Origin of the sequence: Sphingobacterium ginsenosidimutans, assembly GCF_039536865.1 — a bacterium.
In the GTDB taxonomy this organism is placed as follows: Bacteria; Bacteroidota; Bacteroidia; order Sphingobacteriales; family Sphingobacteriaceae; genus Sphingobacterium; species Sphingobacterium detergens.
Genome location: NZ_BAAAZK010000007.1, coordinates 391,371 through 410,439 on the forward strand (window position 1 = coordinate 391,371; position 19,069 = coordinate 410,439).

16 protein-coding genes and 1 pseudogene are annotated in these 19,069 nt (G+C 36.6%); 11 read left to right on the forward strand and 6 right to left on the reverse strand.

All coding sequences use genetic code 11. From position 1 onward, the window contains the following. Positions 1-63 precede the first annotated feature (63 nt). From ABFX33_RS13975 to ABFX33_RS13995, 5 genes are all read left to right on the forward strand, one after another. A complete protein-coding gene (locus ABFX33_RS13975) occupies positions 64-3,534 on the forward strand; it encodes a SusC/RagA family TonB-linked outer membrane protein (RefSeq protein ID WP_346086502.1) in 3,471 nt (1,156 codons plus the stop codon). Positions 3,535-3,606: 72 nt separating this feature from the next. After that, complete coding sequence (locus ABFX33_RS13980; RefSeq protein ID WP_346086503.1) at positions 3,607-5,004, forward strand: RagB/SusD family nutrient uptake outer membrane protein; 1,398 nt, start codon at positions 3,607-3,609, stop codon at positions 5,002-5,004. A gap of 25 nt (positions 5,005-5,029) precedes the next feature. Beyond that, complete coding sequence (locus tag ABFX33_RS13985; RefSeq protein WP_257090290.1) at positions 5,030-5,947, forward strand: glycerophosphodiester phosphodiesterase family protein; 918 nt, start codon at positions 5,030-5,032, stop codon at positions 5,945-5,947. Beyond that, complete coding sequence (locus ABFX33_RS13990; protein WP_346086504.1) at positions 5,944-7,188, forward strand: ComEC/Rec2 family competence protein; 1,245 nt, start codon at positions 5,944-5,946, stop codon at positions 7,186-7,188. Before ABFX33_RS13985 ends, ABFX33_RS13990 begins: the two co-directional genes overlap by 4 nt. 329 nt (positions 7,189-7,517) lie before the next feature. Beyond that, positions 7,518-8,507, forward strand: a complete 990-nt coding sequence (locus ABFX33_RS13995; RefSeq protein WP_346086505.1) for a hypothetical protein — start codon at positions 7,518-7,520, stop codon at positions 8,505-8,507. Positions 8,508-8,691: 184 nt separating this feature from the next. Here ABFX33_RS13995 and ABFX33_RS14000 read toward each other — a convergent pair whose 3' ends face one another. The 3 genes from ABFX33_RS14000 to ABFX33_RS14010 all read right to left on the reverse strand — a co-directional run bounded on the left by ABFX33_RS14000 (position 8,692) and on the right by ABFX33_RS14010 (position 11,326). Further along, a complete protein-coding gene (locus ABFX33_RS14000; protein ID WP_346086506.1) occupies positions 8,692-9,414 on the reverse strand; it encodes a phosphodiester glycosidase family protein in 723 nt (240 codons plus the stop codon). 411 nt (positions 9,415-9,825) lie between these two features. After that, on the reverse strand, positions 9,826-10,425 hold the full coding sequence (locus tag ABFX33_RS14005) for an NAD(P)H-dependent oxidoreductase (RefSeq protein WP_346086507.1): 600 nt from the start codon (positions 10,423-10,425) through the stop codon (positions 9,826-9,828). A gap of 76 nt (positions 10,426-10,501) precedes the next feature. Further along, a complete protein-coding gene (locus tag ABFX33_RS14010; protein ID WP_346086508.1) occupies positions 10,502-11,326 on the reverse strand; it encodes a helix-turn-helix domain-containing protein in 825 nt (274 codons plus the stop codon). Between the two features lie 161 nt (positions 11,327-11,487). On the opposite strand from ABFX33_RS14010, the gene ABFX33_RS14015 reads away from it, so the two are divergent. After that, the gene (locus ABFX33_RS14015; protein WP_257090298.1) at positions 11,488-12,315 is read left to right on the forward strand and encodes a hypothetical protein; all 828 of its coding nucleotides are present in this window, start codon (positions 11,488-11,490) and stop codon (positions 12,313-12,315) included. 89 nt (positions 12,316-12,404) lie between these two features. Here ABFX33_RS14015 and ABFX33_RS14020 read toward each other — a convergent pair whose 3' ends face one another. Then, a complete protein-coding gene (locus ABFX33_RS14020; RefSeq protein WP_257090300.1) occupies positions 12,405-13,244 on the reverse strand; it encodes a carboxylesterase family protein in 840 nt (279 codons plus the stop codon). A gap of 318 nt (positions 13,245-13,562) precedes the next feature. Here ABFX33_RS14020 and ABFX33_RS26720 point away from each other — a divergent pair. Both ABFX33_RS26720 and ABFX33_RS14025 read left to right on the forward strand, forming a co-directional pair. Further along, a pseudogene (locus tag ABFX33_RS26720) lies at positions 13,563-13,772 on the forward strand (integrase core domain-containing protein); the annotation flags it as partial. A 19-nt stretch (positions 13,773-13,791) separates the two neighbouring features. Further along, complete coding sequence (locus ABFX33_RS14025; protein ID WP_346086509.1) at positions 13,792-14,388, forward strand: hypothetical protein; 597 nt, start codon at positions 13,792-13,794, stop codon at positions 14,386-14,388. Between the two features lie 815 nt (positions 14,389-15,203). On the opposite strand, the gene ABFX33_RS14030 is transcribed toward ABFX33_RS14025, so the two are convergent. Then, positions 15,204-15,464, reverse strand: a complete 261-nt coding sequence (locus ABFX33_RS14030; protein WP_346086510.1) for a hypothetical protein — start codon at positions 15,462-15,464, stop codon at positions 15,204-15,206. Positions 15,465-15,803: 339 nt separating this feature from the next. Between ABFX33_RS14030 and ABFX33_RS14035 the strand changes: the two genes are divergently transcribed. The 3 genes from ABFX33_RS14035 to ABFX33_RS14045 all read left to right on the forward strand — a co-directional run bounded on the left by ABFX33_RS14035 (position 15,804) and on the right by ABFX33_RS14045 (position 18,277). Further along, complete coding sequence (locus ABFX33_RS14035) at positions 15,804-16,442, forward strand: tetratricopeptide repeat protein (RefSeq protein ID WP_346086511.1); 639 nt, start codon at positions 15,804-15,806, stop codon at positions 16,440-16,442. 102 nt (positions 16,443-16,544) lie between these two features. Next, entirely contained in the window at positions 16,545-17,186 is a 642-nt protein-coding gene (locus tag ABFX33_RS14040) for a hypothetical protein (protein ID WP_346086512.1), read from the forward strand. 152 nt (positions 17,187-17,338) lie between these two features. Further along, positions 17,339-18,277 (forward strand): SPFH domain-containing protein, encoded by a 939-nt coding sequence (locus ABFX33_RS14045; RefSeq protein ID WP_257090305.1) that lies wholly within the window; start codon positions 17,339-17,341, stop codon positions 18,275-18,277. Positions 18,278-18,320: 43 nt separating this feature from the next. Here the strand turns inward: ABFX33_RS14045 and ABFX33_RS14050 are convergent, their stop codons facing one another. Then, positions 18,321-19,067, reverse strand: coding sequence for a metallophosphoesterase (locus tag ABFX33_RS14050; RefSeq protein ID WP_346086513.1), 747 nt, complete (start codon positions 19,065-19,067; stop codon positions 18,321-18,323). Positions 19,068-19,069 lie beyond the last annotated feature (2 nt).

Consider the following 19,069-nt stretch of genomic DNA (forward strand, 5'->3'; position numbering starts at 1 on the left):
GCCATTACCGGTGAATAAATCAATTCAAATAACTAGAATCAATTTTCAAATCATTTCAAATTTATGAAAAAAAACAGTTTTATAGCCTCTGCTATACTTTTTTCATTGTTTTGGTCCGCATTTCCTGAATCGACAAATGCGGCCCCTTACACTTTTGGTCAGCAGGCCAAGCTAAAATCACTGTCTTTACGCTCCGCGATCAACAACTTAGGCAAGCAGTTTGGTTACCAAGTCTACTATGTAGAAAGTGACCTGCAGGGACTATATGTGGAGGAAACAGTCCTTCAGTTTAAAACGATGAACGAATCCATAGATTTCTTCAAAAGGAATTTCCCGCTGGATTTCCTTGTTAAGGATAAGGTTCTTACGGTAAAACGTTTGATGAAGACAGCTAAACAACAACAGATCCTAGTTGGTGTTATCCGTGATCAAGACAACAAACCTGTTAGCGGTGTTACGATAGAATTTCTAAATAGCAGCGTTAAAACATTATCTCAAGCAGATGGGAGTTATCGACTAGCCGTGCCCAATGTGCCAGAAAAAGTTTTGATGGTTTCTCATGTGGGCTATGATACGTTCCGTACAACAATAGAGAGCCAAGATCAGCTTGACATTAAATTAAATACCAAAAATAGATTGTTGGATGAAATCGTGGTGATTGGGTATGGCGAGCAATCTCGGGCGAAAATCGTAGGTGCTGTCAGTAAGATTGACGCCAAAAGCCTAGAGAAGACTGCGGCGGCCAGTTTTGAGCAACAATTGGCAGGGAAGGTTTCTGGTGTTGTGATTAATCAGGCCGATGGCCAACCGGGAGCGAGCGCTCAAATTGTCATTCGGGGACGAGGTACATTGACTGCTGGGGCAAGTCCTTTGATTGTAGTTGATGGTTTCCCGCTATCCGAAGGAAATACATTAAACTCGATCAATCCTTCGGATATAGCAAGTATCAATATTCTAAAAGATGCTGCATCCGCAGCAATTTACGGTTCACGCGCTGCCAATGGTGTTATCCTGGTTACAACCAAGGAGGGAAAGATGGGAGCCGAAAAGACCAAAGTAGGCTTTGATGCCTATTACGGTTTCCAGCAGCAGACATCAGGCGTAAAACTTGTGGACGGTTATCAGTTGGCTCAATTCCTGTCTGAAGCTCGAGATTGGGGCTATGTATCCAAAGACCCAAGGAATCGTAGCGCTTCTGACCCAAATTCGGTACGTGTTACGAAAAAAATCAATGGCAAGAATATTGATGGGAGAGAGCTTTCGCTGGATTATCTAAGACCTTATCTTGACGGTCAGCAAGGTTTAACAAATACAGACTGGATGGATTTAGCGTTTCGAACAGCACCAATGTCCAGCTACAATGTTAATATTAGCGGCGGCGGAGCACAGTCAAAGTTCTACACCTCACTCGGGTATTTTAACCAAAAAGGAGTCGTCATTGGGTCTGATATGCAACGCTATTCTGCTGCCGTTAATTTGGAAACCAAAATATCAAGTAAACTTGATTTCGGGATTCATCTCAAACCAAGTTATACTCACCAAAATGCACGAGATCAATCTAGCAGAAGCGATGGCGCTTTGGGATTAATACCACTGTCTTTCCCATTTTATAGTCCTTACAAGGCAGATGGCAGTTTGAATATCAGTAACCAATTGGTACAAGAGCAACGTATTCTGGAAGGGGTAGCGATTAATGGTACACCCGTGGAGAATTTGCTAGCGACGTCAACATTGGTCAAAAACCTCAACCAGCGGTTCAAAACATTTGGTAATATCTTTCTCAATTATGAGATTATTAAAGGGTTAAAATACCGTTTTAGCCTAGGTGGTGATTACGATTCCTATTTAGCCGACTTCTATTATCCTTTAAGTGTTGGGGCATACCGGATTCCTGCGCCCAGACCGGACGCAGATGGAACACAAACTCGGATATCAACTTATAATTATCTCGTAGAGAATACCTTGAATTATGACTTCCGGATTCAAAAGCACTCATTTAACGTGTTGATAGGTCATACTTTTCAGAAAGAACGGATCAATTTAAATAAAACTACGGGGACAGGATATGCGGATGACAATATCCAGAACATTGCGGGGGCGAGTGCAACAAGATCAGTTCCTAAGATTGATATGTGGACATTAGAATCCTTTCTTTCCCGTATTCAATATGATTATGATGCGAAGTATCTCGTCTCGCTAGCGCTACGCCGTGATGGTTCCTCTCGATTCGGTGAAAACAACCGATGGGGAAACTTTCCATCAGCATCCGTTGGATGGGTTATGAGCAAAGAGAATTTCTTTCCTGAAAATAATTTTCTAAATTTTGCCAAATTAGCTTTAAGTTGGGGAAAGACAGGAAATAACCAAATTGGCAACTATAGTTCTTACGCGCTGGTTACCAATGTGAATGACTATACTAAATATAACTATGATTATCTCAATGGATCAACGGTTGCACCAGGGTATATTACGAGTACATCTTCCAATCCCAACCTTGGTTGGGAAATTGCCAATGCACAAAATATAGGCTTGGATCTAGGGTTTTTAAAAAATAGGTTAAATCTCTCACTGGCTTATTACAAAACGAATACCAAAGGATTATTGCTCAAAGTACCTGTCCCGGCTCAATCAGGTTATAGTGAGGCGCTTGCAAATGTTGGTGAAATGGAGAACCAAGGTTTTGAAGCTCAATTATCCGGTAATAATTTTATGATTGGTAAGGTCGCTATTGGTTTTAATGCCAATGCTACGCGTAATAGCAACAAAGTGTTGGCGTTAGGGCCGGGGCAAAACAAGATAGCCACTGGTGTCGATCAAAATTTCGTGACTAAAGTAGGTGGTTCTATTGCGGAGATCTACGCCTATACCGTTGATGGTGTATATAAAACCCAGGCAGAGATAGATAATTCGCCACATCTCGACGGAACGCTGACAGGGGATTATCGCGTAATCGATGTCAACAACGATGGTAAGATCAATGAGGAGGATAAAACCTCAAAAGGTTCATATGCACCAAAGTGGACTTATGGTTTTGGCTCAGATATCACATATAAGCGATTTAACTTTAGTTTTGATTTCGCCGGTATTTATGGACGGACATTGCTGGTCGGTGATATGTCTTCACTGACTGAATCCGGCGAGGGCTTCGCTGTTCCCTCGCAGTACTATTTTGAAAACAGATATCATCCCGAAAACAATCCCGGAGGGTTTCTGGGACAGCCTAATTTTGGTAACTTTTCCAATAGCCGAAAGCTGGTGCGCAGTTCTGTTGTTGTGCAACGCAATAATGGCGACTACTTTCGGTTACGAAATGTGCGCCTCGCCTATACCTTCGATTCAAGCTCTTTGAAAAAGATAAAGTTAAGTGATCTGCAGCTTTATGTTTCAGGTACAAATTTATTTACAAAAACCAAGTTTAGGGGCTGGAATCCTGATGGTACCACCATGGGAAATATTCTAACATCAGGATACAATACAGGAGGAAACTATCCAATTGCTAGAACAATAACTTTTGGACTCAAAGCAACTTATTAAAGATAACCATGGCAACATCGTTTAGACGAAATGTCAATAGAGAAATTAATTATACGAACGGAGTTTATTGAGATGAAAAAAATAATCTACATATTTTTGATTGGTTCGGCTACTATGCTGAGCTGTACAAAGGAACTTAAGATCTATCCTGAAACAGAGAAGGTTGCGCAACGGTTTTACCGAAATGAAAAGGAAATCGAAGAAGCGATAAATGCAACCTACGGTTCTTTACAGTTTAAAGGAATCTATAACTTGGGCATGCTGGCCATTGGTGAAATCCCCGGTGAGGACGCTTATGATGAAACGCCTGCCAATGATAATGGCGAGTATGGCATGTTGGACAATTTTACCAATATACCACAAAGCGGCCTCATCGAGGCAGTTTGGAGAGATCACTATATGGCTATTCAGAATGCAAATATTGTACTCAACAGAATTAAGGACATTTCGTTCAACAAAGAAGAATTGAAATCAAATAGGATCGGTGAAATGAAGTTTATCCGCGCCTTGCTTTATTTTAATTTGGTACGCTGTTTTGGGGATGTGCCACTTGTGGTTGATGAGATTAAAGATCCACAGGAGCTATTTGGTCAGGGCCGTACAAAAAAGGCAAAGGTTTACGACCAGATCAAAACAGATCTTAAAGAGGCCATTGCTTTGCTGCCAACACGTACAGAGTCCAATAAAGGCCGCGCGACAAAATCGGCTGCGCAAACACTAATGGGGAAAATCGAACTAACCTTAGGTAATTTCCAAAATGCCAAAACCTTTTTGGATGAAGTGATTAGTCCTACCTCAGGGCAAGGGTTGCTTGATGATATCACACAGGTCTTTCCAGTGGCCAATGAATTAAATAACGAAATTATTTTTGCTGTTCAGTTTGCTTCAGGTGTTAATTCCAACAGCGAAGGGACTGACGCTTATCGGATGTTTAATCCGACTGGACGTGTGGAAGGAAAGATGACTGGAACCAAAGGTCATGGTGTGCTAAGTAGCAAGTTCTATGGTCTATTTACAGATCAGGACAAACGTAAAGGAAGCTATGTCAAAAGCTTAGTTTCAGGTTTAGGCTATAGCAATAAAATTGCCGTTCCGGTGACTGTCGTTGAAGATGCCGGCAGTGATTTTGTTGTCTTGCGTTATGCGGACGTATTGCTGATGCTTGCTGAAATTGAAAATGAATTGGGCAGTACCACATCAGCTTTGAAATACCTTGATCAAATCCGGATGCGCGCAGGTATAGGCCCTTATAAAGGAGCTTTGACAAAACAAGATATTTTTGAGGAAATTGATATGCAGCGTCGCAAAGAACTCGTTTTTGAAGGCCATCGCTGGTTTGATATTATCCGTCGGGGACGTGCTGCGCTGCTTTTGGGCTTGACAGACAACAATAAGTTGTTGCTTCCTATTCCTGCAAGCCAGACCGCGACTGATCAGAGTATCTCACAAAATCCAGGTTATACTAAATAATTGGAAAATTGAAGCTTTTAAATCCATGAAGATAAATATCAGGCTGTTTTATTTCTATATGCTGCTACTTTTTGTACAGCAGTTACCAGCACAAGAGAGGGCTGCCAGCACTACGAACATCGAGCGGACAACAGCGCAACTGCGGAATTCACCCAGCGAAAAAGTTTGGGTCATTGCCCATCGCGGCGATTGGCGCAATGCGCCCGAAAACTCCGTTCAGGCAATCAAAAACTGTATTTCAATGGGCGTGGATATGGTCGAGATCGATGTACAACTGACTAAAGACGGAAAAGCAGTATTAATGCACGACTCCACTATTGACCGTACAACTACCGGAAAAGGAAGGGTCGGAGACTGGACGTTGGACAGTCTAAAGAACCTATTTCTCAAAGACGGGCTCGGTATAGCTACGTCACATCGTATCCCAACCTTAGAAGAAGCATTGTTAACCTGCAAGGGGCACATTCTTGTTAATATTGACAAGGGTTTTGAGTTGTTCCCTATCTGTTATGCGATTGCTAAATCTACAGGAACGCTGGATCAGATCGTGCTTAAAGCCAATAAATCGTATGAGGAAATCAAAGAAAAACTGGGTAAAGGCTTTGAAGAGGTAAGTTTCATGCCAATTATTAATATGAACAGTTCCAATGCGAAGGTTTTATTGGATAACCATCTTCGAAATTATAAACCCATTGCGGTAGAATTCACGATAAACAAGGGCCAGGAGGACATATTGAAAAGATTTCAAGAATTACGGCAACAGGGGATCAATATCTGGGTTAATTCACTCTGGCCCAAGCAGAATGTTGGGCATGATGACGAAAGAGCTGTAACTGACCCATCCATTTATGATTGGTTTCTGGAGAATCATGTTAACATGATTCAAACCGACCGTCCGGCGCTTTTGATAAAGTATTTAAAGAGCAAAAAGCAGAACCCATGAAGATGATTAGAAAACTAGGAATGTTAGTGCTATTCTTCGCATTAGAAGCACCATTCCTGTTGGCACAGCTATCCCCGGTCAAGCATGGAACTTCAGTACAGCAGAAATTTCCGTTTTGGAAAAAAGGGTACATGGATATACATCACATTAATACAGGAGAGGGAAATTGTACCTTTATTATGATGCCTGATGGGACACGTATCTTATTGGATGCGGGAACAGTGGATAAAAAGGGTTTTGAGAAAAATAATGCGCCATTGAAAGCGATCGGTCCCCGCTACGCATCGACTGGTACCATTCAGGATGCGCTGATTGAGTATATAGAGTGGGCCACTGGGAGCCAGCGAAGTCCACTAGTGTTGGATTATGCTATTATCAGTCATTTCCATAGTGACCATTATGGTGCCGTAATGGATCTGCTGCCGAGACTGGATGTTAAAACTATCATTGACCGTAGTTATCCAAATTACGACTTTCCTTTGGATCTAAGAGTTAAATTGAAGGATGATAAGTTATTTCAGCGATATCTCCAATTGGTTGATAGTCGTTTGTATACCATTCAATCTTTGCAAGTTGGACGTCAAGATCAGATCGTGTTGACAAAAGATCCTAAAGCTTTTCCAATGGTACATATTCTGAATATCAAAAATAATGCGCAGGTATGGAATCCACAAAGTAATGAAAGGACTGAACTTTTTTCAGCTAAAGATATGCTCGACTTCTACAAAGGGGGGTATAATGAAAATCCTTTGAGTATGGCTTTAAAGTTCCGTTATGGTAAGTTTGACTACTATGCTGGTGCTGACAATACCGGTTTGCACGACGACTCAGTACCATCTTGGTTTGATGTAGAAACTTCTATTGCCAAAGCCGTCGGACGCGTCGATGCGATGGTATTGGATCATCATGGAAATCGCGATGCCAACAACGCAAACCTTATAGCGACACTGGATCCGAAAATTGCCATTCAACAAGTTTATAGTTCAGATCAGCCCGGACAAGAGGTTTACTATAGGCTGCGGAATTTGGGGAAGGGAAAAGATAGGTTGTTATTCTCAACCAATATGCATGATGAAACTTTGGTTACTTATGGTCCATGGTTCCAAAAGGGATATCAGTCATTTCGTGGACACGTTATTCTTCGCGTATTTGAAGATGGCCAAAGTTACAAAGTATATATATTGGACGAATTCAACCGTAACGTTAAATGGGAAAGCGGACTTCTAACTGCTGATGACTAGAGAACCTTGCCGATTGTATCAGAACCATCGGTACAATTTAGGTAACCATTAAGAATTTATTGATAATTAGGCCACTTTGGACAATCTCAAAGTGGCCTTTCTTTTTGTTGGTGGTATTTCGGAGGTTGAAAATAGTAAAAAAAAGAAATATCGATAATTACAAGAATAGATTTACGAATATTAAATTGTAGCAGACGAATATTAGTATTTGCACTAATTTGAGAAACCAGTTATTGATATTTGTGTTGTATGTATGGGGTACCGTCCGAAGTCATTCTTCTTTCGAAGAATATTACCATTTCATGGTTCCCTTTCTATAATAGCTATATATGTATAAAATTAATATCATTTATTTTATTACTTTATTTTCCCTTTTTTCCAACTACAGTAATGCTCAGATAGAAAATAAGGCAATAGACACAGGAGTATGTTCGATCGATAAGGGATCATTGTTCTTTAACAGAAATAACACTGACCGTATAACTTTACCATTTGGATATTCAGATATTTCGAAACAAGGGAGCATTGACGTCATTCTGTCTACCATACAGAATGAAAATAAATTGAAAGAACTCCATGCATTAAACTTTGAAAAAGTAATCAAAAAAGATCTGATATTACTTCCCGAAGAATATGATATTTTTTTGCCATTTAGTGAGAATGTAAATGAGCAATATGATAGGCTTAAAATTGCATCTAATTTTCTGAGTTATGGAGTGCATTCATTGTACTTTGTGGCTGTATATAATACCGTCCGTTATGCCGAACCGTTTATTGAAAAAGTGTACTTAATTTCAACGAAGGACAGTAAGCTTATTGATATGAAAAGAATATATCTTCATCATGAGGGGGAAATGGGATTTGCACACTATAGCTTATTTAACATCACTGAAAATTATATAATTTCCATACAAGATTATGAATTTGGCGAAGACCCTTTAATATTAAGACCTTTACGTAAATATCAGATTCTTCCCTCTGGAAAATTTTCTAGATACTATGATAATGATGGCTTCTACAAAAGTGATGAGGAGCAAGGAATGGTGAAAAGCCATAAGAAAGAAGGGAAATGGATAGAGTTTAAATCAAATGGTCATATTGATTTACAACGGTATTCAGAATTCACGGATCCTTATACTTACTTGGAAGCGGAGTATAAAGATGGTTCTCCTGTTGGAACATGGAATTTTTATAAATTACTGCAAAAACACAATGACGAAACAGGAGGACCTATATTAAATACCAGGAAAAAAGGACGGTTAATTTATACCGAAATATATAGCGATGGAATATTAGAAAAACGGGACTTTCGGTTCTAAGAAGCCAATTTAACAGATTGGTCTTACATTTAGGCTTCATTACCCGCTCTTAGAGTATCTATTTAGGCCACGCCTTTTATTCCCTCAACCAACTTCAATCTTAAAATTCCATTCGGCCAAAGATTTAATTGAGCACATCATTACTGAAATGACAACATTCGAATAAAAAGGAAATTATCCAAAACTACCTCGTAGCTGCAGTTATACCAATCATGACTCCAAAGTCCCCATCATTTTGTACCCAGTTTTTCTCAGGAAGATAGGCTCTGGAAACAAAACCATCTAGGTATAATGCATTTTTGCATCCTGATTCCTTAAAAAATCGTGCAAGATTATAAAAACTGATATCTTCTTTGGACAGGACAAAGAGGAGATCCCCATTTCCCAAAATGCCCACACCGTTCCTTATATTCAGATTTTTAGAATCTTTTTGAAAAATGGGATTTATTTCTCCATTCATGAGTAGCATCGGTCCAGATTGAGTAGCATATCTGATTTCCCTGCTCTGTCTGAATTTTTGAGTTTCAACAATTACTGCCTGATTATTTTTCGTCAGGTAGAATATTCCATTTGGAGGAAGGTAGAAGTTGCCGTTGCCTTTTAGCGTATCAATTGATTTTAGCAGTTTAAAATTTTCGATATAAAGACCTTTCGGGGAATTGTCGGGCTCAAACATTCCACCATTCATGGCAAACAATAATGTTTCATTCCTAGCTTCAACTTCTTTCTTCAGCCGAGCAATACTTCTTAGAATGGTATGATCATTATTTTTCCAATACAATCTTACATTTCCTTTATTAGGACTTACCTGATAAATTACAAACTGATCTTCATCTTTTATTTTTTCTTTACAGGATAACATGAAGAGGAGCATGAGGAAGAGGATAAAATTGGTTGTAATTTTCATGGGCTTTGCTCTGAACATTCTATTGACCGAATTAAGATACGAAAGATTGTAACAAAATATTACCAAAAATAGTACTTTCTATAAAGGCTTTATGGAAAAGGATTTACTGTTTTTATCAAAAGAATCTATTAAATATCAAAACTTTTAAAACAGATTTACATATTGATAAAGTTCCACTCATTGAAGTATAGGTAGTTGCATTCATTAGTGCTAATGTTCTAGACTGTGAAGTAAAAGAATGAAAGACAGGGTTTTAATATCCTGCCTTTTTTAAGTCTTTATTAATAGCATTCCTTATGATCAATAACCACAGATGTTTTGTATAAATCGAAATAGTTCCATCCCACTAATACTATCGTAACGACATAATATAATTGAGTGAGCTAGATGACTTTCCTTATACTATGAGCTCTAACAATTAGAAAGCTGAGTGTTCATTGTAGTATATACATCTGTGATTTTAGAAAGCCATATTTCAATAACCTCAGGGGTGGCACGATCGGCTTTATCAAAAAAGAAATGCGCTGTGACCTGAAATCCACAATAGGTGTAGATACCTTTATCGGATGTCAGCAGTAATGCCTTATCCATACCGATAGTGCTATACTCTTCATTAGATTTTCCATGCGTATTGAGAACTATCGCTTGTTTTCCAGTTAATAGTCCTTTTTGTATACCCTGATCATAACGATAGGCAAAACCATAACTAAATACCCTGTCAATGTATCCTTTCATAATCGCAGGCATACCGGTCCACCAGATTGGGTAGATAAAGGTGACTATATCCGCCCACTTAATATATTCCTGCTCTTTTTTAATAAGTTCATTGACAATGCCTTTTCGCTGTGCTGTCATATCTTCCAACGACAGCACAGGATCAAATCCGAGCGTGTAAAGATCTCTGACGATTACATCTTGTTTTTGCTGTACTAGATTTTTTTCAATAGCTTGTTTAAACTGACCATTCAAACTTTCCTGATTTGGATGGGCATAAATAATGAGATGTTTCATAGCGTTACTATATTTGATTGAACAGTACAAATTTAAAATAGGGCAAATCAGGAAAATTGTATGAAAACGAAAATAGCTATTTGCTGGTAGCTTGACAGATATCCTGCTCGAACTTTAGGTAGTTCCTAGGCGAAAGATTAATAAAATGTTTAAAGTCGTGAATAAGCTGGCTTTGATCATAATAGCCGCATTTATTGATAATTTCAAACCAGTTTACCTTTTCTTTGGAAAAATCTATCTGTTGAATCAATTCAATCGCTTTAAAGAAACGATGATAACGGATGATCTCCTTGGCGCTGAAACCAAAGTGCTTTTTATGAATCAATTGAATGTTTCTTTCACTTTGCCGCGCTTTTTCTGCAATAAACTTGATTGGATTTATTGTATCCGATTTGAAATTAGCTAATAGATTAGAAGTTACATTTTGAAGGTTGAGATAGGGCCGGCAGAAATTGAGAATATGTGCCACCTTTTCCTGTACACCATCTATACTATTCAATTGTGCCCATAGACTAGTAAAACAATTTTCTTCCATTGCTTCATCGGGATGAATAGGCAAATGATTAGATAAAAATGCTTTGCCAAAAAAACGATAGAATGAATCATCTTTGAAATTGAGAACCAATATGCTGGAGTTTGGGGGGATACCATATCCAAATGCGGACTTAATTGGTCCCAAAACAATACATTTTCCAACCTTGATTTTCGTGTTTTGCTTGGAAATCAAAAATGCAGACGCACCGAAATTAAAAACCATGATGGTTTGGAAAGATGGCAAAAGGGTTTTGGTTATTGTTATTTCGGTCCTATTTTCCGCAAAATAAAAATGAGAGAATACTGTTTCAAACTCTTGTGGAGAGGGAATTCTGTAATCATAATATGTTCGTTTACTGGATTTCATTTTTATAGGTTACAATTTAGGAAAAAACATTCATAAGCTAGATATAAGATCATTTCTATCTTACAGTCTTTCACATTTACAATACTAAAACATAGCTTTTTATAGCGAGTAACTGTTTCTTTTTCATACTTTTGACTTATAGAAATTAATAGTTCAAGTTTATGAAATCAACAACTACAATAATAGCATATGCTTTTGTACTCATGTTGTTGATTTCTTGTACAAGAAATCAGTCTAAAAGTATTTCAAACGATGAAGATATCAATTTAGCTAAAATTGATTCTAAAGTGATCGATGGTCGAATACCTAAGCCTAAGTCTATCAGGAAACAAGGTGTGCAAAAATATATTGATACATTGCATATTCCGTCAAAATATGTCGTAACAATTCCCTTAGAAATTAATGAAAGAAAGATAGACATTCGATTGCTACTCGCTAAGTCTGAAGATTTGTTAAGAGGAAAAAATTATACCATTGCTGAAATAGAAGAGGGGACAAGTAACTTTTTACCGAAGTCTGCTTATCGATGTATTGAAGGAACTATTGAACTTCAGCATTGGCAAACTATAAATAACGGTTCATATTATTATACCTATGGTTATTATAAGGATAAAGAATTTAGAGAAAATGAGTTCGTAAGTAGAAAAAGAATGACTTTTCGTAATAGAGATTATAATTTTATAACAATAATAGATATGGATAATGATGGATATGAAGACCTTCTTATTCTGGATCTCGCAAGCTCAATGAGAGACAATGATATGTACCAATTTTACAAGTGGTCTGAAAAAGAAAGTAAATTTATATTCGTGCCAGATTTTTTTGATAAAGCGGCTTTCTATGGATGGGACAAAACAGGGAAATATTTAATAACGGGTGTAAGTTACAGTAGAGAAAGAAAACTCTATAAAAACAAAATCGTTCGGGGCAAACTGAAGACCATTGATCAATGTATAGAATATGCTGTATCAGATAAATTTTGTTGGTAAATCAATATTTATCTGGGATTGATGTTGGAATGTATGGAGAAGGTAAAATTAAGATTGAAATGCCTTTTGCAAAGTGGGCGTCAAAGATATTATAGATGCTTACTGAATAACCATTTTTGAAGTTCATCCGTCAATAAATAGGGAATCACAATATTATTATGTTGTAGATTTTTAAATGTTGTAAATACAAGCTTGGAATTGCCATTCAATTTTTTGTATAATACCTTGCTTCCGATGTACGGATTATCGATGTCTTTTTCCCCATGAATTAACCAAATATCCTTATGTCTTAAGTGATCAAGATTAGATAAGTCAGGGACAGCTGCTATTGAGACCATCGCAGCGAATTTTTCAGGGGCTAAGCTCAATAAATTTTGAGCCGTCGAAGCGCCCATAGAATAACCGATTAAGTAAATTCGACCCAAATCAATATTCGGGTAGTCTTGCTCGATTTTTTTAATTAGAGCCAGAATTTGCACAGCATCATTTGATGGAAATGATGTCAAAATTCCCTCCGCATCTTGAACATAAGTGGACGAGCGTTGTGTAAACTGAGGTGCTAAAACAAAACAACTGAATTTGTTAAAAATATCATCTCTAATCCATGTTCGTGCTAAATGTTCCAATTGATTTTCGTTATCATTACCTATTCTTGATGAATTATGAAATGTGATTACGAGCGGATATTTTTTTGATAGGTCAAAGCCCTTAGGCAGAAGAAACCGATAAGGTATATTAACATTCCCATTTGTAAATACCTTTTTTTCAAACCCATTTACGGAAAGATTGTTTAATATATTTCTTGTCTGCGAAAATCGTGCACTATCAATAGAAGTTTGGTTGATTATATGTGTTTGTGCCTGAGAAAAATTACAAATAATTATACAGACAATAGAGGTGATTTGGAGCTTAATTCTGTTGGTATGCATTGGGTTTTATAGTTCAATTGAGTAAAATTACATTTTTTCTTCGTACATTTTGATTAAAATATCTGATCTAGGGCTGCTGTTTTTTGGAATAAAATCATGATTAAATGTTATATACACTTTGATCGTAACAATTGCCCCTGTTATTAATCAATAATTTTTTGGATTCGTTTCTTATTAATAGGGAAGAGTTAGTTAAAAGACTATCATATGTAAGTGCTGGAAGAAAACGATATTTCTATTTTTGATAAGTAAATGCGGATTTAGTTTAATCAATGTAGCCGAATATAAGCGAGTTGTCGAAGCCAAGCGGAAGGGAAACCGACAGATAATCCGTATATTGAATCAATTACTGGAAGCTTTTACGATGAATGTCCGAACGTAAGCAGATTCCATTCTCTGGATGTTCTTTACAGAAATTTGTTGAAATGGCTCGGTAATGATATCCATCCAACTTTGAGCGAAGAGGAACTCTTTGCATTTATAGAAAAGGAGTTTTTAAATAGAAAATTGAGTTTAATCATTGAATAGATCTGAAAATAGAATAAGCATGCAAAAACTGTTTAAACTACTGTTGATAACAGTATTTTTTTTCTTAGGCTGCGACAGCAAAACGGAAAAGAAAACTACAAAAATACCGCTAATAACAAAAAGTATTGGAGATGATGGCGCTATTATAGAAAAAGGCAAAGAAATTTTCAATTATGATCTAGACTTATTGGCACAGCTTCCTCTAAGAAATCTTCCGATAATAGACAGTACTACTTTCGACAATGTTGAAAAATCTGGAGTATATGATACAGGTTTTCTGAAGCGTATAAAGTTTGATCCTGGATGTAAGGATGCAACAAACTTCAGGTTAAAATATAAAATACCTTTCTCTGAAAATTTTACTTCCATTGTGGTTAGCTATCAGTGCGGTGAACACGAGCTCCTCACAACATTGATTACAGTAAATAAAAAACACAAAATCATCGATAGACTTCAAATTGCTTATGACGAAATAGCAGAATCTGCATTTGGTAAAAGGAGCCAAGTTGAAAAAGATAAAATAGTCATAACGAGCTCAAACTGGATGAATGAAGAGCCCATTTTTGAAACAGAAACATATGCTTTACTAAACAATGGCAAGTTTAAAAAAATGTAACTGCAATATATGAATATGATAATAGTAGAATTTTACTAGAAAGCATACAAGGATGATTTAGACGTTTTTAAAAGATGATAAAATTGGAACAATATTACCCTGGGGATGAAGAATGAGCAGCATTTTCCACGTTGTATAGGTCTATGCCTCAGCTAGCGGTATTAACGGAATTGAAAAATAGATTTCTTGATGAGTCTTTAGTCTATGTTATAGTAGGAATAATTGGGGATACGGCCTTAGCATGGGTTGAAAGAAAAATAACCGCTTTGGATAATCTCCGTCCAGTAGATTGTGTTGGAAATACTAGGCTGGAAAGAAGATTAAAAACAATGTTGATGAGAATGGGCTAGTAGCATTAGGTATTTGAATACATCCTGACAAAAGTACAATTGACAACTGTAACATTAGTTAATTAGCGTGCTTTTCCATGGAAAGACTATCTTAACAATCGTCCAGTTGACAAGCAACAAGAAGAAAAAGATCTTATCACATAAGCTTTTGAGAAGATGATACTCATGTGATTTGAATCAATTGGCTTCGCTACTCTGCATTCCAATTTATTTCATTCATATAGCAATCCAATATTCTGTAAACTTTTATAGTATCATCTTCTGATATATATCTTTTTGCATCTTGCAAAGAGTCAAATTCTACATACATATCGTAGTCATCTTTCGAAAATAATTGAAACTCAATTGTGTAAGTGCCTTTTTCTATTCGAAGGGCGTCTGTCTCTTTTTTATTAGCAGCGATAAGTAATTGCGTATTAGCTTCCAGTAGTTCAAAATTACCTTCTAATACAGAAGAATACCTTTTTAGTAATTGTACCTTTTTATGTTTTCATTTTCAAGCTCGAGATTATCAATGTAATAGTTGTTTATTTTTGCCCAAATTGGGGTAGATACAATTGCTTCAAACCAAATATCAATCATTATATCATCTTTATGAGCCTCATAATGCATTTCATAAGTAATTTGGCGTTCTTCAAAATCCGAGAAACCATATTTTTTTTGCAAGAAGGAAAAAATAAGTTTGATGCTTTCAATAATATCTGTGTAAAAATTAGTTTCTTCCATGGGTTTATATTTGTTACTAAACTAGGATATAATCACAATATATTTTTAGATTTCTTTCAGGACTTATGATTAGCAATATGCGAACGGGTAATAGGAGAAAAATAGCAAATTATCAGATTCTAAGCAATTTTATTGCTGATCTAATAATGTGGAAATTGAAGTACGATAGGAACAACCATTTACAGAGATTTATGGACAGTTTTAAGTTGTTCGATTTTCAGTTATATTTATATCATGTCAATAATAAGTTAAAAGGGCCTGCAAGCTGTAAACAAAAAATAAACTTTACATATTTAAATCCTTTATCCTTATTTTTAATTCAATATATTATTTACAGCTATGAATAAGCATATAATTTTTGGAATATGGAACTTAATTTCTATTGCAATACTAATTGCATTTGCCTCATGTAATAGTTCTAATGAAGACAAAGCTGACCGTCTTAATAATGATGGAAAAACCGAGGAAGCAATCAAACATTATCAACTTGCCATCGAAGAGGGTAGTGTAGAAGCAATCAGCAAACTAGCATTATTGTACAGTAATACCCACCAGCCCGAAAAAGCTAAAAAATACTACATATTGGCATCGGAGAAGGGGGATAAAAAAGCAACAGAAACCCTTGCTAACTTCAGCCTAAGAGATGGATCTTACAATGATGTGATAACCTATCTTAAACCAATGGTGGAAGCCGGGGACACTACACAGGTTTACGCGCTAGGAAGTGCCTATGTAAAATTGAAAAAATATGACGAGGCAGTCCAAGTGTTGCTAAAAAATAAGGACAATGTCTATGTTAAGGCTATATTGGGTGAAGCTTATTATGAGCTTGGCGATCTAAAAAACGCCGAAAAATATTGGAAATCTGCCGTATACAACCATAAATCAGGAGGAATTAACTCGTACAACAAACTCTTAGAACTCTACCGCCAACAGGGTAGAGAGGCCGATTATAAAGAGCTTGAAGGGGCGTACTGATTAAACACAAACAACACTTGGCGCATCGGGAAAATTTAATGAAAAGAACATGCATTTACGGGATATAAGGGTAACTCGAAAAGCAGGCCAAAACCAAACAAGATGAATAGAATTAATAAAAATTTTTACCCTTACCTTATATTCTTTTTAATTGTAGTCCCAATGACTGCATTCTCTCAAAAGGTTAAAAATAAAAACAATTATACTTATCAGGTTAGAGAAGAAAAGGGGGACTTAAATCACGATGGTAAAATGGATAAAATAACTGTGAAAATGGATACTGTTGATGAAACAAGGCCGTTGAGATTACAAGTTTTCCTGTCTCAGCCTAATGGAAAGCTAACTTTGGCGGTATCGTCCGATAAAATCATCGAACCGCAATTTCCTACTGAAAATCATGGCAAATTTAATGGCTTTCAAATTCCGAATTTCTTTATAGAAAAAGGAGTTTTAAAAATGTGGAGTGAAATTAAGGGAGGAAACATTACTTACCACTTCAAATATAACAAGGGCAATTTTGAATTGATTTATGTTGATAAGCTCACAAGCGACACAACTAAGGGCTATGTTGACGAAAACACCATATTCACGGAAACAAAATTTAACCTGATTACGGGGGTTCGAACCGAATCCGATGAAAAATTAGGTTCAGCCGAAGCACCGAAAGTAAGAAAAAAAAGAGTTTTAATACGACCTTTACCCAAAATACAGGATTTTAAATTTTCTGATAAAAACCGATATTAATTATTGTCGAGTGAATATTGCATTCGGAGATCATCGTACAGTCAATCTGAACAAAATTGAAAAAAGTAACAAAGATAAAATAAAAGGAATTGCTGCTAGAATGACAATATAAAGACGTAAATTCGTGTATTACCAATAATAAATTTAAGGATATGATATATTTAGGAATTCTAATCTTTTTCGGACTTATTACCCTATTTGCTTCCTTTTATACTGTAAAACAAGAATCTGCAGCTGTGGTAGAAAGGTTAGGTAAATTTTTAAAAGTAAGCCATGCCGGTTTGCATTTAAAAATTCCGTTTTTTGATCAAATCTCCAAACGTCTGAATCTTAGAATAAAGCAATTGGATGTCATCATCGACACCAAAACATTGGATAATGTTTTTATAAAGATGAAAGTTTCTGTTCAGTATCAGGTGATTAGAGAGAATGTAAGAGATGCTTATTATCGTCTGGAAAATCCTGAAAATCAGATTACGTCTTATGTTTTTGATGTTGTGCGTGCTGAGGTTCCAAAAACAAAATTAGATGATGTTTTTGTAAGAAAAGATGATATTGCCATTGCCGTAAAAAGTGAATTGCAGGAAGCGATGCAAAGTTATGGTTACGATATTATCAAAGCTTTAGTGACAGATATCGATCCTGATGAACAGGTAAAACATGCTATGAACAGAATCAACGCTGCCGAACGTGAAAAAACTGCTGCAGAATATGAATCCGAAGCCCAAAGAATCCGAATTGTTGCTGTTGCAAAAGCTGAAGCAGAATCTAAAAAGCTTCAAGGACAAGGGATCGCAGACCAGAGAAGAGAGATTGCAAGAGGATTAGAAGAATCTGTGAAAATGCTCAATGCGGCTAATATCAACGCTCAGGAAGCTTCAGCTTTAATCGTGGTTACTCAACATTACGACACGCTGAATGCTATTGGAGCCAATAGTAGGAGCAATTTGGTTTTACTTCCGAACTCGCCGACGGCTGCAAGCTCCATGCTAAATGATTTGGTTGTCTCCATGGCAGCAACACAAAAAATAGATGAATACAATAAAGATCAATCACCTGAACTTCCCAAAAATAGAGGTCATCAGGAATAGAAACATAAAAGAGTTTGTTTCATAGGTATTGCTACTTTTTAGTTCATATATCAATAATCAGGCTGTTATTAAAACCATTATAGGCCTCATCAATATACCCATGCGGGTTACATATGATTTTAGTGTTACCTATTTTATACTGTATAGGTGTATGTATATGACCATGAATCCAATAGGAGGGTTGATGCTTTACTATAAAATCTTCCATATCCGAAGCGTATGCGGCGCTGATTGGATCATCTAAATATTTATTTGGTAAAGATTGTATTGTTGGCGCATGATGCGTTACAACAATATTATGTTTGGATTCACTGAGGCTAAGACTTTCCGCCAGCCATAATTTTGAAGTTTGGTGTATTCTAAAAGTGTCTATACTTCTCAATTTGCCATAGCTGTCACCCAACCTAATCTTTTTATAATCATTCATTCGACTTTGGCACAACGATCCATATACAGCGGGATTCCCTTTTAAGGAAAAATCAGTCCAGAGTGTGCAGCCGTGGAAACAAACTTTATCAATTTCCAAAGATTCATTTTCCAATACGTGAATATTTGAGTTGCTTGCTACATCTTTAATTTTATGTAATGTTTTAGGATAAGCCCCCTTATAGTATTCATGATTGCCCAGCACATAAATGATAGGTATATTCAAAGAGAGCGATTTGAGCCAGCTGATACCTTTTACACCCACATCAGTATCTCCCGCCAATATCACAACATCAGCTACACGCAGATCTATATTGTTGTATCCAAACTCTCTATGTAGGTCACTGATAATATGGACTTTCATTT

Coding starts and splice junctions, on each gene's coding strand:
- ABFX33_RS13975 (WP_346086502.1), top strand. CDS start 64: ATGAAAAAAAACAGTTTTATAGCCTCTGCTATACTTTTTTCATTGTTT.
- ABFX33_RS13980 (WP_346086503.1), top strand. CDS start 3,607: ATGAAAAAAATAATCTACATATTTTTGATTGGTTCGGCTACTATGCTG.
- ABFX33_RS13985 (WP_257090290.1), top strand. CDS start 5,030: ATGAAGATAAATATCAGGCTGTTTTATTTCTATATGCTGCTACTTTTT.
- ABFX33_RS13990 (WP_346086504.1), top strand. CDS start 5,944: ATGAAGATGATTAGAAAACTAGGAATGTTAGTGCTATTCTTCGCATTA.
- ABFX33_RS13995 (WP_346086505.1), top strand. CDS start 7,518: ATGTATAAAATTAATATCATTTATTTTATTACTTTATTTTCCCTTTTT.
- ABFX33_RS14000 (WP_346086506.1), bottom strand. CDS start 9,414: ATGAAAATTACAACCAATTTTATCCTCTTCCTCATGCTCCTCTTCATG.
- ABFX33_RS14005 (WP_346086507.1), bottom strand. CDS start 10,425: ATGAAACATCTCATTATTTATGCCCATCCAAATCAGGAAAGTTTGAAT.
- ABFX33_RS14010 (WP_346086508.1), bottom strand. CDS start 11,326: ATGAAATCCAGTAAACGAACATATTATGATTACAGAATTCCCTCTCCA.
- ABFX33_RS14015 (WP_257090298.1), top strand. CDS start 11,488: ATGAAATCAACAACTACAATAATAGCATATGCTTTTGTACTCATGTTG.
- ABFX33_RS14020 (WP_257090300.1), bottom strand. CDS start 13,244: ATGCATACCAACAGAATTAAGCTCCAAATCACCTCTATTGTCTGTATA.
- ABFX33_RS14025 (WP_346086509.1), top strand. CDS start 13,792: ATGCAAAAACTGTTTAAACTACTGTTGATAACAGTATTTTTTTTCTTA.
- ABFX33_RS14030 (WP_346086510.1), bottom strand. CDS start 15,464: ATGGAAGAAACTAATTTTTACACAGATATTATTGAAAGCATCAAACTT.
- ABFX33_RS14035 (WP_346086511.1), top strand. CDS start 15,804: ATGAATAAGCATATAATTTTTGGAATATGGAACTTAATTTCTATTGCA.
- ABFX33_RS14040 (WP_346086512.1), top strand. CDS start 16,545: ATGAATAGAATTAATAAAAATTTTTACCCTTACCTTATATTCTTTTTA.
- ABFX33_RS14045 (WP_257090305.1), top strand. CDS start 17,339: ATGATATATTTAGGAATTCTAATCTTTTTCGGACTTATTACCCTATTT.
- ABFX33_RS14050 (WP_346086513.1), bottom strand. CDS start 19,067: ATGAAAGTCCATATTATCAGTGACCTACATAGAGAGTTTGGATACAAC.